The sequence below is a fragment of the Pedobacter alpinus genome (assembly GCF_042684645.1).
GTDB lineage: Bacteria > Bacteroidota > Bacteroidia > Sphingobacteriales > Sphingobacteriaceae > Pseudopedobacter > Pseudopedobacter alpinus.
Window position 1 is genome coordinate 1 of the sequence record NZ_JBHULV010000049.1, and the last position, 16,338, is coordinate 16,338.

The window sequence follows — 16,338 nt, forward strand, 5'->3', positions numbered from 1 at the left end:
ATAACTGTAAATCAATTAGTTAATAATTCCGTTTTACGAAATCGGAAATTGTTCGGACAGATATGACCATTTCTAAACTTTAATCGATTTCCCTTGCAATCCTTTTTCTTGTTCCGGCAAAATCTCCCAATTATCCCAAATACCAGTTTCTAAAGTCTCTTTGTAAGTTTGAGGAAGGGTTTTGCCCACCATCAGATTGGCAGTTGTTTTATAATCATAATCCAGCGCACAAATTTCAAAATTGAAACCATCGGAATCGTCTAAAATAGCATACCAAACTCTTGGAGTTCCATCATTTGCAGGCATTCCAATTACTCCTGGGTTTAGCCAAACTTTGTCTTTCAAACTATCAGCGAACGGTAAACCACAATGTCCAGCCAAAATCACATCAGCATTTAATGCTTTAAAATTTTGTTCTTTAGTTTCCCAATCTGTTGATTTAAAAATAAACTCGGAAGTGTTAAAATAAGAACCGTGAATTACAGCGACATTTTTATCGGCATAAGTAAAAGAAATAAATTCTGGAATGGTTGATAACCAATTTACGTCATCATCACTAACTTGACTTTTTAAATAAGGATACCATTGACGTGAGAAAATATCGCACCTACTACCGTCTTCAAAATTGCAACCACAATCGTCAATATCGTTTACTAAATTTAGTTCTACATTGCCTGCAATACAATGTATTCCCCAATTTTTAATCAGTTCTATACATTCTTTAGGTTGAGCACAATAGGCTACAATATCGCCAGTGCAAATGATGTTTTCCGGAAAAATCCCATCGGCGAAAGCTAAATTTTTTATTGCTTCTAACGCTTGCAGGTTAGAATATACACCTCCAAAAACTAAAACTTTACCTTTTAAAAGACCTATGTTTTTTATGCTTTTCTCCATCGTTTATTTAACAAAGGGATAAAGAATAATGCAAAACACACCAAACTTCCCCATAAATTTATACCTAATAAATCATTGTATTTTCCATCTGTAAATATCCAAAAATTAGGCACTAACTCAAAAACCAGTACTATACCCATTAGCAATCCAAATAAAACAGGTGCGTAAAAAGAAAATTTTGGCATTGATTTGTTCCAAAACAAGAAAACAGGAGCTAAACCAATTACCATTGTTCCGCTAATGGTAGTTGCAGATAAAATTTCGGGTTTAAAGAAGATAGGAATGGTTCCTAAAATGGTTAACACTACCATTGCCATTCTGCCTTTGCTAATTTTTAATTCTTTATTAGGGAAAATATCTATGTTATACAGTTTAGAGAAAGAAGAAAAAGCAGAATCTAAAGTAGAAGCGGCTGATGTAACCATAATAAAGTTCATGATTAATAACATTACTGGTCCAAAAAATTTAGCAACTTCTACAGTTGCTTGGCCTGTCATCCCTTTTGTTTGAGCAAAAATACCAACTATCCCAAATAAACCAATACACATTACACCAATTACACTTGCCCAAATAAAAGATTTGAGCGTTGTTTTTGGCGAGGTAATAAAACCTCTATCAGTTAAAACAGGGTCGTGAAAAGGATAACTAAAACATTGCAAAAGCGCCACTAAAATTAAATTACCTCCAGTTGCCATACTCCACTCACCGGATAGGTAAATGGGTTTGTAATTGCCTTTCATTTCAGGTAAAATATAAGCTAAAATTGCAGTTAGCAAAACGCCAAATAGCACCATTTGTATTACATCTGTTAATATAGAAGTGCTCATGCCGCCTTTTAAAGCATAAGCTAAAGTGAGCAAAGTAAATACAATAATGGATGCAAAATATGGTGTAGAGCCAGCATCGCCAAAGTAAGACCCAATAACCATAGTGTTTGACCATACTTCATTAAAAAGCCTAAAAGCAATGAGTATAGAAAAAATATACAGCGCACCTTTTCCATATTTAGAACCAATAAAATGGTGGATACTTTTAAATCCACCATTTAACCTCATTTTATAAATTACTAAACCTGCCACCAAAAAAGACAGATAATAAACAGCATAAGAAACCACACCTACAAAGCCAAAGCTTAAACCCAAATTTGCTACGTTGGTAATAGATTTTGCGAAAATCCAACTTATCACCAAACTACTGGTTAATAAAATAGCGTTAGGTTGTTTATTATCTTTACTGCCGTAAAAAAAATCATGCGTGGTTTTAGCAATTGGTGCTAATGTAAAAATTAGTATGCTCGAGAGCAAAATAAAACCCCATTGTAAAAGTGCGACTGTGTTATTATCCATTTTAATTATTCCACCAAACTTTGGTATTGATGCTGTTATTGTTTGTTGCAATTGCAGCTGTGCTGTAATTTGTAGCGTTTAAAGTTGCTTCTTCTTGCGGGTAAGGCATCCTTACTGGGTATAAACCATTATTTCTGCTGGCTTGCACTTGTTTTAAAATAGGGAAACCAGTTCTTCTAAACTCTATCCAAGCTTCGTAACCATTTAAATTATTTGGAATCCATTTTTGGGTAATGATTTGCTTTAAAGCATCTGGTGACAAAGGATTAAAAAATGCAGGGCTGCCAACGGTTAAATAAGTTGCTGGCATGGTTGTATTCCAATATTCAAAACCTTGTGTTACGGCTAAATCGTAAAGTGTTTTAGCTGTTGCCGATACTAAACCTTTTTGGGCAGCTTCGGCTAAAAAGAAATTGGTTTCCCAAGCCGTCATGTAATTGAATTTTAAGTTTGCACCGTTTTCCCTGAAAATTATTCCTGTTAAACTGAAATTTTTAACATCAACAGCAGTACCAGGGCCATTAACTAAACCAGTATAATTTGCTGCATTTGAAGCCGTTGGACGGTAAAAAAGATTTAATCGAGGGTCGTTATTGTTTTTTAAAATTTCTTCGGCCGTTTTAGATAAAATGTACAAACTAAAATCGCCAATACGGGCAGTTGTAATTCTGAAATTGTTTGGGGCTGTTGCCGAGAATTGAAAAACAGCATTATTAGCATTTGCACCAATATAGTTGCCAGCGGCATAAATAGCTTGTAACTGAGCAGCCACATTTACTTTTCCGGAAATTCGCATTAGGTATTTAATGCGCAAAGAATTAGCAAACCTAATCCAGTTTTGTAAATTTCCATTGTAAACAATATCCCCCTCTAAAACGGTAGTTCCGCTGTAAGCTGTCATGGTTACAACCGCATTTTCTAAATTTTTTAGGATACCATTTTCGCCTTGATAAATATCTTCTTGTTTATCATATTTAGGCGTAAATAATTCTGATTTGCCTTGTAAAGCTTCGCTATAAGGGACATCTCCGTACAAATCTGTTAAAGCTGCCGTCATGTAAGCTTTCATTACCAAAGCTGGCCCCTTATAAACCGCAAAAGTTGGATTTGCATTAGCCTTTTGCAAAATGATTTCGTTGTCTCTAAGGTTTTTATAAATAAATGGCCAAGGGTTACCAGCATATAATGGTTCTGCCAAAGCATGCCTGTCAAAATTATTAAAGTCAATCATTGTAAAATATTGGCCTAATAAATTACCAGCATCAAAACTTTCAAAAGACATTTGCTCTCCGTAATCAAACAAAACTTTTCTGAATAAAAGCGATGGTTGGGCATCAATTGGAGAGTTTGGATTGGTATTTATCTCACTTAAATCTTTAGTACAAGATGCCATCCCTAATGTGGCAAGTAGTATAATTATATATCGTTTCATCTTTTGTCTCTTAAAAATTAACACCTAAACTAAAACCAAAACTTTTGGCACTTGGGTAACTCATGTCTTCTGTTCCGTTTAAAAATTTATTGCCTTGCAGCGCTAATTGTTCGGGATCAAAATGTGGAATTTCTGATAGTGCAAACACATTTCTGCCTACAAAAGATAGCTTGATACTTTGCACATCTTTTAAGAAAGTTTTTGCAAGTCTTGCTTTATCAAAAGTGTATCCTAAATTAAACTGACGAAGCTTTAGATATGAATTGTTATATGTGTTGTTTTCTTCGTGGTTACGGTCATAAAACTGACGGTAATAGCTCTCTGCAGTGATTAATTTGGTGTTTTGTACAAAAACCGGGTTTGCTGCTGTGCCAGTATTTACAACCGCATCAAAAGCTAAACCTGCTGCTGGGCGGTTTTCGGTTTCTTTCAATTGCCCAGCAACTCCGGCTAAAGCCAATGTTCTAGAAACTAAAATTCCACCTTGTCGCCAATCAAATAAAAACCCAAAATCAAATTGTTTATAACGGAAAGAGTTGCTAAAGCCCAACATAAAATCGGGATTATAATTACCTAATTTTTTTAAGTTATTATCTGCAATTAAATTGCCGTTTGCATCAACAATAAATTTGCCATCGCTGTTTTTTTGGTAACCAGTTCCCCATAAATCGCCAATACGGCCACCTTCTGTAGCAATGTAATAAACGGTTTGGTTTGGGCTATCATAAACCCGGGCAATAGCTAAAGTGAGTTGCTTTGCGCCGTCTGGTAAAGATTCTATTCTTGCCACATTTGTGCTGAAATTTACAGAAGTATTCCATCTGAAATTCTTTTTAAATACGTGTGTTCCTGTTAAAATTAACTCTACACCAGTTGATCTTACAGCACCACCATTGGTTACTCTTTGGGAATAACCTGTTGATTGCGAAACTGGCAATGAAAGAATTTGATTTTCTGTAAACGAGTTGTAGTAAGTGGCATCAATACCTAAACGGTCGCCAAAAAAGCGAATATCAGCACCAAACTCAGATGCTTTTGTTTCTTCTGGTTGTAAATTAGGGTTTGCAATAATGTTTTGGTCGGATAGTGTAGGGCTGCTGTTATAAGGCGTTGCTGGCACAAATGCACCTGCTGTTTGGTAAGGCTCTGTATCGTTTCCTATTTGAGCATAACTTGCTCTTAATTTAAAAAAAGATACTTGTTTAGGTAATTTAACAATTTCTGAAACCACAAAACTTGAAGAAACAGATGGGTAAAAGAAAGAAGTGTTTTTGGTACTTAAAGGCGTTGCCAATGCGCTCGACCAATCGTTTCTACCTGTAACATCAACAAATAAATAGTTTTTAAAGCTAAATTTAGCGTTACCGTAAACGCTGTTTATTCGTTTTTTACTTGCAAAAGTAAAAATTTCTAAAGGTGTTGCCGCATTTGCTAATGTAAATAATTGGGGTTGCGCTAAAGCTGATGTTTGTGTTTGGTTACTTTTAAATTGCTGGTTCATTTGGTTTCCGCCTAATGAAACTTCAAAGCCAAAATCATTTATTTTTTTGTTGTAATTAACTAAAATATCGGTGTTTATTTCTCTAAAAAATATATCATGTTCTGCATAAGCACCGTTTTTGAAACGGTTGGTACTGTAATTTCGCAACAATCTTCTTCCATCATTACTGTAATCCATTCCGCTTCTAAGTTGTACAAACAAATTAGGTAGCACATCATATTTTAAGGCAATGTTTCCAAAAATTCTATCCTTATTTAGCTCGTTTCTGTTTTCTTTTAAAATGAAATAAGGGTTGTCAAAATAAGCATAGTTGTAAGAGTAATTTCTTAATCCTTCTAAACCTGTTTGCCAATAGTTTTTTAAAGGCTCAATATCTAAAGACCTTGGCAGCCATGCTAATAAACCGTATTGCAAGTTTTCTGATCCGTATCCGCTTGAGGGGCGATTATTACTTTTTGCATTTTGGTAAATAATGGTCGATTTAAAATTTATTTTTTTTGAAGGTTGAAAATTTAGATTTGCCGATACATTTTTTCTTAAAAAATCAACACCTGGGATAAAAGATTGGCTATTTAAATCGGTATAAGATAAACGATAATTCCCTTTGTCGTATTTACCACTAAATGCCAAATTATTAATGAAAGTTGTGCCTGTTTCAAAAAAGTTTTTAAGGTTATCTGGATGCGAAATAAAATCTGTTGGCGTAATAGTATTCCCAGAATATGCCCCAATATCTCCACCTCTTAAAACTCTGCCGTCAGGTAACATCACCGGACTATCGTATTGCGCTATTTTAGTTCCTTGGTCTAATCTTGGTCCCCAAGAATATGTTAATAAATCATTTGTTCCGCCACCTAAACCGTCTTTAAAAGCAAAAACACCATTATTACCTTGTCCAAAACTGTTCTGAAATTCTGGTAATTTAAACGGACTTTCAATTGAAGTGGTAGAGTTAAAGCTAACCCCAAAGCCCTTGGCATCACTACCATCTTTTGTATTAATTAAAATCACTCCGTTTGCAGCTCTATTTCCGTAAAGGGCAGCTGCTGCAGCACCTTTTAAAATAGAAACTGAAGCAATATCATCAGGATTAATATCCATAGCTCCGTTTCCAAAATCAATAGCCTGAAAACTTGAAGGTGCTTCAACTGTTCTTGGAATTATAGAACTGTTATTTATCGGAATACCATCTACAACAAAAAGTGGGTTGTTGTTTACGAAAGAATTTTCGCCTCTAATTACAATTTTAGAGGTAGAACCTACGCCACTTGCACCCTGTGTAATGGTAACACCAGCCACTTTTGCAGTTAAATTATCTAAAAAATTTACAGATTTTACTTCATTAATTTCAAGGGCTTGTATCTGTTGTACATTGTAGCCTAAAGATTTTGATTCTCTTTCTACGCCTAAAGCGGTTACAACTGTTTCGTTTAATAACAAGCCTGGTTTTAAGCTTATTGTTAACTCAGTTTTACCGGTTAAAGCTACTTCTTGGGTATTGTAACCAATATAACTTATGATTAATATCGCTTTCGCTGATGATAATGTTAAACTAAAATCACCATCAATATTGGTGGTTGTTCCATTATTTGCGGTGTTTTTTTCTTTTATGCTAACGCCGATAATTTTTTCGCCAGTAACTTGGTCTATAACATTTCCTGTTACCTTAATATTTTGAGCGTACGCAAAATTTAATAGGAAAAAGGAAATTGCAATCGTAAAGATTGATTTCATTTTGTTAAATAAATAAATTAGAATCTGATTAATTTGTTTTTTTAAGAAATAACAAATTGAGGAGGTCCTCTATCAGCAGAATTAAGAATGGGGTGTTCTTCTGAGATTAATTCTTCTGTAATACAGCTTTCTATTTCAGAAAAAATGCTTGCTAATATTTTATAGAAAGATGAATTAGAAGTTTGCGCTAAGAAATTATTTATAGAAATTTGGCTATTTAAATCAACAAATTTCGGAAGTAATTGATAGGTTTTATTAAGCTTTTGAAGGTTTTCTATTAATTGATTATTAAAGACATTGCTTTGCCAATCAAGATTTTCTAAAGCTCCGTTTTGATAACTTTCCTTATCTAAACTTATCAAATAAGAACCTCCATCAGCAGAAGGTCCAATTGTTAAAATATTATTTTCGAAATTATTTTTTGATGCCAATAAGTTTACGGCAGAAAGATTTGGTGTATCATCACCAATAATAATTACGTTTTGATAACCTAATTGATAAATAGTGGTAACCGCACCATTTATCCTATTTCCAAAAGTTTCTCCATAAGTTTTACCATCGCTAATTACGTAGGCTAAACCAGATTGCTGAATTTCTTTTAAAGTTTTTTCAAATAAAAATTTCTGTACAGCGTTTTGCTTCTTCCTGTTTTTAGAAAAAAACTTCTCACTTTCTAACCTAGTAGTGAAATATAAAACGCAAGTATTATTTAAATTATTCATTTATTTGTGAAATTCCTTCAGCATTTTATTTTAAATAAAGGGTTAGTTATTTTTAATTTCAAGGTTTAAAAATCAAATTAGCAACAAGCAGCTGCCGTTGTGCCTTCCGCATTTATAGTAAATGGCATTTTACCTCCACAACCTTCATAAATGCCATAATGTGTATCCCATGTTCCGTAAAATTCAAAAGCTTCGCGATAACGGGTATTAAATAGCATTTTGTAAGTGTTTCCGCAAACGGTCATCATTTTACCTTTTGGGAAATGATGATGATGATCTAAATTGAAAGAGTGTGCTGCGTTATCTATACTGCCTTTGTAAACTACTGCTTGCCCGTAATCTTCACAATCATTTTCTAAACCATCAATTTTAAATAAACGGTAGGTTACAGAGTAAACCTTAATATCGCCCATTAAAGCTTCAATTTCTTTGTTTTCTATACCAATTGGTTTATCTTCTACAACTCTAGGGTCGGTAAAACCCGCATTTTTAGCATAATTTAAAAAGTCGTTCCAATACAAAGCACCACTAATACATTCGCCCCATAAAACCTGATTATTTTGTAAGTTTTTAGGAAAGCGTCTGTCGGCGTAAACATCAGAAAAATACATTTCGCCACCTTTTTTCAAAAGTTTATAGGCATCATTTAATACCTTCTGCTTATCAACAACTAAGTTTAAAACACAATTAGAAATTATTAAATCAAAGCTTTCAGGTTCAAAACCTAATTCATCCAAATTTTCAATATTTCCTTTTACAAAAGATACATTAGACTTTAAATAACCAAATTTCTCTCTGTGGTATTCTAAATGTCTATTGGCAACAGCTAATTGCTCATCAGTCATATCTACACCAACAACAAAACCTTTTTCACCAACTAATTGTGCAGCTATATAACAGTCTCTACCACTTCCAGATCCTAAATCTAAAATTCTTAATCCTTGTAGTTGATCAGGAATAGTTAATCCACAACCGTAATATTTATCTAAAACTTCATCATGTACATTTCTTAAAGCTTCCAAAATGTGTTTTGGTGGTGCTGTTAAAGTACAACAAGCAGTTGTTTTTAAATCAGAACTTTGTTGCAGTTCTTTACCATAATAATTCTGTACTTCTTCGTGAATATTATTAGACATCATTTATTATTTTAATATTATAACTATCATTTTATAACTAATTCTCAACTTGAAATCCCTTAAAAGGGTAATTCTAAATTAAAAGCCACCATACGAGCCATCTTCAAATCGAGAATCTTCACATTGAAAAGCCATCTTCAAATCAACACATCTTCAAATCTTCAAATTGAAAATCTCCAAATTGAAAATCCACAAAATAAGCCATCTTCAAATCAACACATCTTCAAATCTTCAAATCAAATTAAGCAATCTCCCCACCGCAGCTACTTCCTGCACCAGCAGTGCAACCGTAACAATGGTTATTGATAATGATTTTACGATTCAATAATTCCTCAAAATCAAAATCATTGATGTGTTTGGCTTTGCCAATAAACTTTAAATCTAATTGTTGGTTAAAATCACAATCGTACATAAAACCTTCCCAACTAACGCTAATGGTGTTTTTACACATTAAACCATCTAAAGTTGAAGGGTTAAAGGCATTTACAAGCTCATGCATATAATCCAGGTATTTGTTGCTTTCTAGCAAATAATCTAAAAACCTACTCACAGGTAAATTTGTAATAGCAAAAAGGCTGTTAAAAACAATATCAAACTTGCGTTTCAACTGTCTTTTAAATTCTGCTTCCATAGATTTTTGATCGCCGGGTAAATAAGCGCCAGAAGGATTATAAACTAAATCAATTATAAGCCCACTACCTTCTACACCATAACCCACAGCATTTAACTTTTGTAATGCTGCAATAGAATCTTCAAAAACACCATCACCACGTTGCGCATCAGTTCTCATTGCAGAAAAAGAAGGTAAAGAAGAAATTACATGAACGTTATTTGCTCTAAAAAACTCTGGCAAATCATGGTATTTTTTGTTGGCCATAATAATTGTAAGGTTACACCTCACCATTACTTCAGCACCAAATTGGGTACATTCTTCTACAAACCATTTAAAATGAGCATTCATTTCAGGCGCACCACCTGTGATGTCAACTTTTTTGAAATTGTAAGTTTTAATTAAGTAAAGGCAACGTTCCAAAGTCTCAAAAGACATATTTTCTTCTTTCCTATCAGGCCCTGCATCAACATGGCAATGAGAACAAGTTTGGTTGCAGAGTTTACCAATGTTAATTTGAAAAATCTCCAAAGCAGAAACCTTTATAAAATCTACACCTGAAGACTTTATTTTTTTATTAAAGCTTGGGTAAAGCTCATCGTGTACATCTTTCTGCGATAATACTTTTAGTTGATAAAAAGTACTGTCTAAGGCATTACCAGAAGCTTTTAAAGATTTTGTTACTTGTTTAACACCCATAATTACATTGTTTTATCTTTAACATGGTTCATCATTTGTACACCGTAAACCAAGGTTGCCCCACTTTTAATTGCAGCTGCAACATGTACGGCTTCCATCATTTGCTCTTCATCAGCGCCTTTCTGTAAACAGTCTGAGGAGTAAGCATCAATGCAATATGGGCACTGCACTGCATGTGCAACCGCCAAAGCAATTAAAGATTTCTCTCTAACTGTTAAAGCACCTTCTTTAAAAACTTCGCCATAATATTCAAAGAATTTATCGCCCATTGGTTTTTGAAACTCAGTAATGTTTCCGAATTTTTTTAAATCTTCGGGATTAAAGTAATTTTTAGACATAAAATATTTTATTAGCCGCAATAGGGCGTTATTAATTGATAAGAAAATAATTTGAAGGTTAAACCAAGTGAAGGTTTAAATAGAGAATAGGGGAGGACCTTTTAAAAACGCACTGTCTATATGAAAAAACGCAGCTTTTAAAGGTTTTCTTGAAAAATTAGAACTATTGATAAAGCTTTTAATAACAGTTAACAGTACTTTTAATAACGGATTATCTTTTTTTGTAAAAGAAAAATCGTGTTGATAATCCACATCTACTAAAACTTCAAGTTTTACATAATCTGGGTAAAATAAATCTTGTAAATTTTTAAAAGTAGTGGTGTTTTGCCAATTTATATTTTGGAACTTAATTAGGTCGAAATTTGCTATTGGGATACCAATAAGGTAAGCGCCGCCATCAAATGTTGGGCCTAATACAACGTTGTTATTTTCAACTTGCACAATAGATTTTTGTAATAATTCTAAACTTAAATCTAGACAATCATTACCAATACAAATTACGTTTTCATAACCTTTGGCATAAACATCAATGAAAGCATTAGTAATTCTTTCTCCAAAACTTTTTCCTTTTTGATGGTAAGTGTCAATCAAAAAGGTTTCCGCAGCACTTTGTTTAGCTAAATTATAAAAGTGTTGGGTTAATGTTTGAGAGAGCTTTTCTGTTGCTTTTTGAGATGAAAAATTACTTAAACTTTTCTTTTTGGCCTCAAAACCAGGCAAATCGGCAAAAAGTATGATAGCAGTTTTTTTCATTTATATAACAAATAACGGATATAAATTACAAATGGTTTTATAAACTTAAAAATAATTAAAACATTTCTTTGACAAATTTATTTAATGTTTATATTTTAATATGATAATATGTTCATATATTTGTATCGTTATGATAGAAACAAAAGAAAGAAACTTAAGTCCTGATAAATTAGAAAAAGCTGCTTTTATTTTAAAAACGGTAGCTCACCCGGTAAGGTTGGCGGTAATTAACTTATTAGATATTAACCAACAAATGAGTGTGAATCAAATTTGCGAGGCTTTAGCGTGTGAGCAATCATTAATATCACACCATTTAACAAATATGAAAATTAAAGGTTTGCTTAAAGCAGATAAGCAAGGTGTGCAGGTTTTTTATTCTTTAAAAGAGAAAGATTTGGTAAAGCTTTTAGATTGTATGGAAAACTGTAATTGCAATATGTAATGGAATTTCATACCTACCTAACTTATTTTTTAGCCTTATTTATTGGCATTTCCTTAGGTTTAACTGGGGGAGGAGGATCAATTTTGACAGTACCAGTTTTGGTATATGCTGCTAAAATTGAGCCTGTAATAGCTACTGCGTATTCTTTATTTATAGTTGGTTTAACTTCTTTAAGTGGTGCTGCAAATTATTACAAAAAGAAATTGGTTGATATACGCATGGCCGTAATTTTTGCGCTACCAGCTTTTATCACAGTATGGTTAATGCGCAAGTTTGTAATTCACGCCATTCCGGATACCATAACACAAATAGGGAATTTTACACTCACCAAAGATTTGTTTTTAATGCTTTTTTTCGCATTAATTATGTTGATATCTGGTTGTAAAATGATTTGTGGGGAAAAGAAAGAAGTTAAAGAAGCTCAAAAAGTAAAATATGGTTTAGTATTACTTAACGGAATTGTTGTTGGTGTTTTATCTGGTTTGGTTGGTGCTGGCGGAGGTTTTTTAATTGTACCAGCTTTAGTTTTCTTTATGAGTTTGCCAATGCACAAAGCGGTTGGCACATCTTTACTAATTATTGCCATTAACTCTTTAATTGGTTTCACTGGCGATGTTTTGAATTTACCAAATATAGATTGGAGTTTTTTATTGATTTTTTCAGCAATAGCATCTTTGGGTTTGTTTTTTGGTGTTTACTTAAATCAATATATAAATAGTGAAAAGCTTAAAAAGATATTCGGATATTTTGTTTTTATAATGGCTTTGGTAATTATAATTGAGGAGCTTTTTTTATGAAAAATTTAGATGCAAATTATTGGAATAGCAGGTATTTAAACCAACAAACTGGCTGGGATTTAGGAGAAGTTTCTCCCCCAATAAAAAATTACATTGATCAGCTTGAAAACAAGAATTTGAAAATTTTGATTCCTGGAGCTGGTAATGCTTATGAAGCAATTTATTTATTAGAAAATGGATTTACCAACATAACAGTTGTTGATTTTGCGCAACAAGCTTTAGATAATTTAAATTTAAAGCTTAAAGCTATAAACATAGCTCATTATCAATTAATAATGGCTGATTTTTTTGAACACATGGGAGCTTATGATTTGATTTTAGAACAAACATTTTTTTGTGCTATTGATCCAAAATTAAGAGAAAATTATTCGGCGCATGTTCATCAGATTTTAGCTAAAAACGGAAAACTTGCAGGTCTTTTATTTAATAGAGAATTCGCTTCTGAAGGACCTCCATTTGGAGGAAGTAAAGAAGAATACGTCAAGCTTTTTTCTAAAAATTTCGACTTTAAAATTATGGAAGAAGCATACAATTCAATTGATGCAAGAAAAAGTACAGAGTTGTTTTTTGTAATGACGAAAAAGTAAAAAGTTTAAGCTACAGAACAAGGTATCTAAACTGATAAATTATAATTAATAATAAAAAGTTTGAAGGTGTCTAATATATCACATCTCCATGCACAAATCTTAAATAACATGAAAGTAGAACAAATTTACACCGGCTGTTTAGCTACAGCAACTTATTATATTGAAAGTGCTGGCGAAGCTGCAATTATCGACCCACTAAGAGAAACCTCTCCTTATATTGCTAAGGCAAAGCAAAATAATGTAAAAATTAAATACGTTTTTGAAACGCATTTTCATGCCGATTTTGTAAGCGGACATGTTGACTTGGCCAAAAAAACAGGTGCTCAAATTATTTACGGACCAACGGCTGTAACAGGTTTTGAAGCATACATTGCTAAAGATGATGAGGAGTTTAAAATTGGTGAATTAACTATAAAAGCGTTACATACACCAGGTCATACGCCAGAATCTACCACTTATTTGTTACTAGATAAAGACAATAAACCATATTGCATTTTTACTGGCGATACGCTTTTTATTGGTGATGTAGGTCGCCCAGATCTAGCTCAAAAAAATGCTGATACTACTCCAGAAGCAATGGCGGGCAACCTGTATGATTCTTTGCGTAATAAAATTATGCCATTACCAAATGATGTAATTGTTTACCCAGCACACGGTGCAGGTTCTGCTTGTGGTAAAAACATGAGCAAAGAAACTTTTGATACATTAGGCAATCAAAAAGAAACTAATTACGCATTAAGCAATATCTCTAAGGAAGATTTTATTAAAGAATTAACAACCGGTATTTTACCTCCGCCACAATATTTTCCAAAAAATGCAAAAATGAACAAAGAAGGTATTGAAGCGATAGACGATGTTTACGAAAGAGGTTTAAATGCGTTAGCTCCAAATGATTTCGAAATTGCTGCAAACCAAACTGGTGCTTTGTTATTAGATGTACGTTCGCCAGAAGCATTTGCAGAAGCTTTTATTCCTAATTCTATTTTTATTGGTTTAGATGGTCAGTTTGCACCTTGGGTTGGGGCTTTAATTACAGATTTAAGTCAGCCAATTTTGTTAATTGTAGATGAAGGAAGGGAAGAAGAAACGGTTAAAAGATTAGCCAGAGTAGGTTACGATTATACTATTGGTTATTTAAAAGGTGGTATTGATGCTTGGAAAGCTGCCGGAAAAGAGTTGGATGATGTTAAAACAGTATCAGCAGATGAGCTAAAAGTTTTAACTGCAAAAGAAGAAAATCTAAAAGTTTTAGATGTACGTAAACCAGGAGAATATGATGCAGAGCATTTAGAATTCACCTTAAGTCGCCCTTTAGATTTTATTAACGATTGGACAAATGAGTTTGATAAAAATAAACCTCACTATTTACATTGTGCCGGTGGTTACCGTTCAATGATATCGTCCTCTATTTTAAAAGCTAGAGGTTATGAAGATATTATCAATGTAAATGGTGGTTTTGATGCTTTAAAAAATGCTGGTTTTGCTACCTCAAATTTCGTATGTCAAAGTAAAAAAATGAAATAGAGCTAATTATGCTTTGCTTTTTTACTTTTAAATTTTGAATTAAAATATATGTTAGAAATTATAAAACAACCTTGGCCTTGGTACGTGGCCGGTGTATTAATAGGATTAACAGTGCCAGCATTATTATTAATAGGTAACAAATCTTTCGGAGTGTCATCAAGTTTACGCCACATTTGTGCAGCTTGTTTACCCGCAAAAATTCCTTTCTTCAGTTATAACTGGAAAAAAGAAATCTGGAATTTGTTTTTTGTTGGAGGCATTTTAATTGGAGGCTTTATTGGGGCTCAATTACTATCAAACCCAGATAACATTCAAATTGCCGAGAGTACAAAATCGGAATTAATGGCTTTAGGGGTTCAAAATTTTAATGGCTTAATGCCAAAAGATATTTTTGGAGTCGACCAAATTTTTACTTTAAAAGGATTATTTTTTATGGTTATTGGTGGTTTTATGGTTGGTTTTGGAACTCGTTACGCAGGCGGTTGTACATCAGGCCATGCCATAATGGGCTTGTCAAATTTACAATTACCATCACTTATTGCAACAATCAGCTTTATGGTGGGTGGGTTTATTTCAACGTGGGTATTATTACCTATCATTTTTAAAATAATTGCATAATGAAACAGGTAGAAGAATTTGTGATTGAGCACCCAATGGAGTGTGAAGCACCTAACGATCAAGTAAAAAAAGAAAGCATATTTTCTAACTTAAAGTATTTAATATTAGGGGTGTTATTTGGAATCGTATTTGTAAAGGCCGAAATTATTTCATGGTTCCGCATACAAGAAATGTTTAGGTTATCATCTTTCCACATGTACGGTGTAATTGGTACTGCGGTTGTTGTAGGATTAATTTCAGTGTTGATCATAAAAAAATTTAATATTAAAACATTAGAAGGAGAAAAAGTTGTTTTTCATCCTAAAACATTTAACAAAGGACAAATTATAGGAGGCTTAATTTTTGGCTTGGGTTGGGCCATAACAGGCGCTTGCCCAGGCCCATTATTTGCACAAATAGGAAGTGGTTTTTTAGCAATCATTGTTACTTTATTGAGTGCAATTGCTGGTACTTGGCTTTATGGTAAATTTAGGGATGTATTGCCGCATTAGAATTTGATTTTTTTTAAAATATAACTTTTCAATGTCAATACAAAGTCTAATCCCGATAAATACTTTAAAATTAACAACTTCTCGGTTCAGTTTTTGCATAGTGATACTTAAATAATAAGATGGAGAACACAAAAAAAACAAAGATTGATTACCGACTTATAATAATTGGAATATTACTGCTAGTTGGAGTTATATTTTATTTTTATAAGGATTATCAATTCAAAAGCTTTAAACAAAGTTTAGTGCAAAAAGCGGATGAAATGATTGTTAGCGAAAATATAAAAACTTTGAAATTGATGGCTAAACCTTTAGTTTGGGCCATAAGAGGAGAAATGCTACGTAATAATTTAGACGAAATTGACATCATTACTACTGATTTAGTTAAACAAAAAAACATTCAAGATGTTAATTTAATTAATATGGATGGACGTATCATTAATTCGACCAATAAAAAATTAGAAGGCAGTATGGCTTCTGGTATTTACAGAAACTACTTAGTTTTAGATACTGCACAAGTATTAATTACTAGTGATTCTATTGCAAGAGTTATAGCTCCAGTTATGGGTTACCAAAGTAAATTGGGTGTAATAGTGATGAATTATAAATTTTCGAGATTTAAATAATCATAAATACTTTAATATAAACCATAACTGTCCGAACAAATAATATACAAAAAAGGCCTGTATAATTCTAATTTTGAGTTGCGAAACC

At 32.9% G+C, this 16,338-nt stretch carries 16 protein-coding genes; 7 read left to right on the top strand and 9 right to left on the bottom strand.

The genetic code is table 11. From position 1 onward, the window contains the following. Positions 1 to 72 precede the first annotated feature (72 nt). The 9 genes from ACFSSE_RS14395 to ACFSSE_RS14435 form a co-directional block, all read right to left on the bottom strand. Entirely contained in the window at positions 73 to 897 is an 825-nt protein-coding gene (locus tag ACFSSE_RS14395; RefSeq protein ID WP_379047284.1) for a metallophosphoesterase family protein, read from the bottom strand. Beyond that, positions 882 to 2,243: a hypothetical protein gene (locus ACFSSE_RS14400; protein WP_379047287.1), complete on the bottom strand. Its 1,362-nt coding sequence runs from the start codon at positions 2,241 to 2,243 to the stop codon at positions 882 to 884. The genes ACFSSE_RS14395 and ACFSSE_RS14400 overlap by 16 nt, the downstream gene beginning before the upstream one ends. A gap of 1 nt (position 2,244) precedes the next feature. After that, entirely contained in the window at positions 2,245 to 3,675 is a 1,431-nt protein-coding gene (locus ACFSSE_RS14405; protein ID WP_379047290.1) for a SusD/RagB family nutrient-binding outer membrane lipoprotein, read from the bottom strand. A 10-nt stretch (positions 3,676 to 3,685) separates the two neighbouring features. After that, the gene (locus tag ACFSSE_RS14410) at positions 3,686 to 6,910 is read right to left on the bottom strand and encodes a SusC/RagA family TonB-linked outer membrane protein (RefSeq protein ID WP_379047293.1); all 3,225 of its coding nucleotides are present in this window, start codon (positions 6,908 to 6,910) and stop codon (positions 3,686 to 3,688) included. A 41-nt stretch (positions 6,911 to 6,951) separates the two neighbouring features. Beyond that, positions 6,952 to 7,632: a DUF2064 domain-containing protein gene (locus ACFSSE_RS14415; RefSeq protein WP_379047296.1), complete on the bottom strand. Its 681-nt coding sequence runs from the start codon at positions 7,630 to 7,632 to the stop codon at positions 6,952 to 6,954. Positions 7,633 to 7,709: 77 nt separating this feature from the next. Next, positions 7,710 to 8,771 carry a methyltransferase domain-containing protein gene (locus ACFSSE_RS14420; protein WP_379047299.1) on the bottom strand — a complete coding sequence of 354 codons (1,062 nt, stop codon included), beginning with the start codon at positions 8,769 to 8,771 and terminating at the stop codon, positions 7,710 to 7,712. Between the two features lie 238 nt (positions 8,772 to 9,009). After that, positions 9,010 to 10,077: an arsenosugar biosynthesis radical SAM (seleno)protein ArsS gene (gene arsS, locus ACFSSE_RS14425; RefSeq protein WP_379047301.1), complete on the bottom strand. Its 1,068-nt coding sequence runs from the start codon at positions 10,075 to 10,077 to the stop codon at positions 9,010 to 9,012. A 2-nt stretch (positions 10,078 to 10,079) separates the two neighbouring features. Beyond that, entirely contained in the window at positions 10,080 to 10,415 is a 336-nt protein-coding gene (locus ACFSSE_RS14430) for an arsenosugar biosynthesis-associated peroxidase-like protein (RefSeq protein ID WP_379047304.1), read from the bottom strand. A 75-nt stretch (positions 10,416 to 10,490) separates the two neighbouring features. After that, entirely contained in the window at positions 10,491 to 11,168 is a 678-nt protein-coding gene (locus tag ACFSSE_RS14435) for a TIGR04282 family arsenosugar biosynthesis glycosyltransferase (RefSeq protein ID WP_379047307.1), read from the bottom strand. Positions 11,169 to 11,298: 130 nt separating this feature from the next. Here ACFSSE_RS14435 and ACFSSE_RS14440 point away from each other — a divergent pair, with 130 nt between their 5' ends. From ACFSSE_RS14440 to ACFSSE_RS14470, 7 genes are all read left to right on the top strand, one after another. Further along, positions 11,299 to 11,610: an ArsR/SmtB family transcription factor gene (locus ACFSSE_RS14440; RefSeq protein WP_379047310.1), complete on the top strand. Its 312-nt coding sequence runs from the start codon at positions 11,299 to 11,301 to the stop codon at positions 11,608 to 11,610. After that, the gene (locus tag ACFSSE_RS14445) at positions 11,610 to 12,407 is read left to right on the top strand and encodes a sulfite exporter TauE/SafE family protein (protein ID WP_379047313.1); all 798 of its coding nucleotides are present in this window, start codon (positions 11,610 to 11,612) and stop codon (positions 12,405 to 12,407) included. The genes ACFSSE_RS14440 and ACFSSE_RS14445 overlap by 1 nt, the downstream gene beginning before the upstream one ends. Continuing rightward, entirely contained in the window at positions 12,404 to 12,994 is a 591-nt protein-coding gene (locus ACFSSE_RS14450; RefSeq protein WP_379047316.1) for an SAM-dependent methyltransferase, read from the top strand. The genes ACFSSE_RS14445 and ACFSSE_RS14450 overlap by 4 nt, the downstream gene beginning before the upstream one ends. A 108-nt stretch (positions 12,995 to 13,102) precedes the next feature. Continuing rightward, a complete protein-coding gene (locus tag ACFSSE_RS14455; protein WP_379047319.1) occupies positions 13,103 to 14,518 on the top strand; it encodes an MBL fold metallo-hydrolase in 1,416 nt (471 codons plus the stop codon). A gap of 48 nt (positions 14,519 to 14,566) precedes the next feature. Continuing rightward, positions 14,567 to 15,136, top strand: a complete 570-nt coding sequence (locus tag ACFSSE_RS14460) for a YeeE/YedE family protein (protein WP_379047322.1) — start codon at positions 14,567 to 14,569, stop codon at positions 15,134 to 15,136. Positions 15,137 to 15,171: 35 nt separating this feature from the next. Beyond that, positions 15,172 to 15,627: a DUF6691 family protein gene (locus ACFSSE_RS14465; RefSeq protein ID WP_379047327.1), complete on the top strand. Its 456-nt coding sequence runs from the start codon at positions 15,172 to 15,174 to the stop codon at positions 15,625 to 15,627. Between the two features lie 119 nt (positions 15,628 to 15,746). Further along, positions 15,747 to 16,250, top strand: a complete 504-nt coding sequence (locus tag ACFSSE_RS14470) for a hypothetical protein (RefSeq protein ID WP_379047325.1) — start codon at positions 15,747 to 15,749, stop codon at positions 16,248 to 16,250. The last annotated feature ends 88 nt before the right edge of the window (positions 16,251 to 16,338 follow it).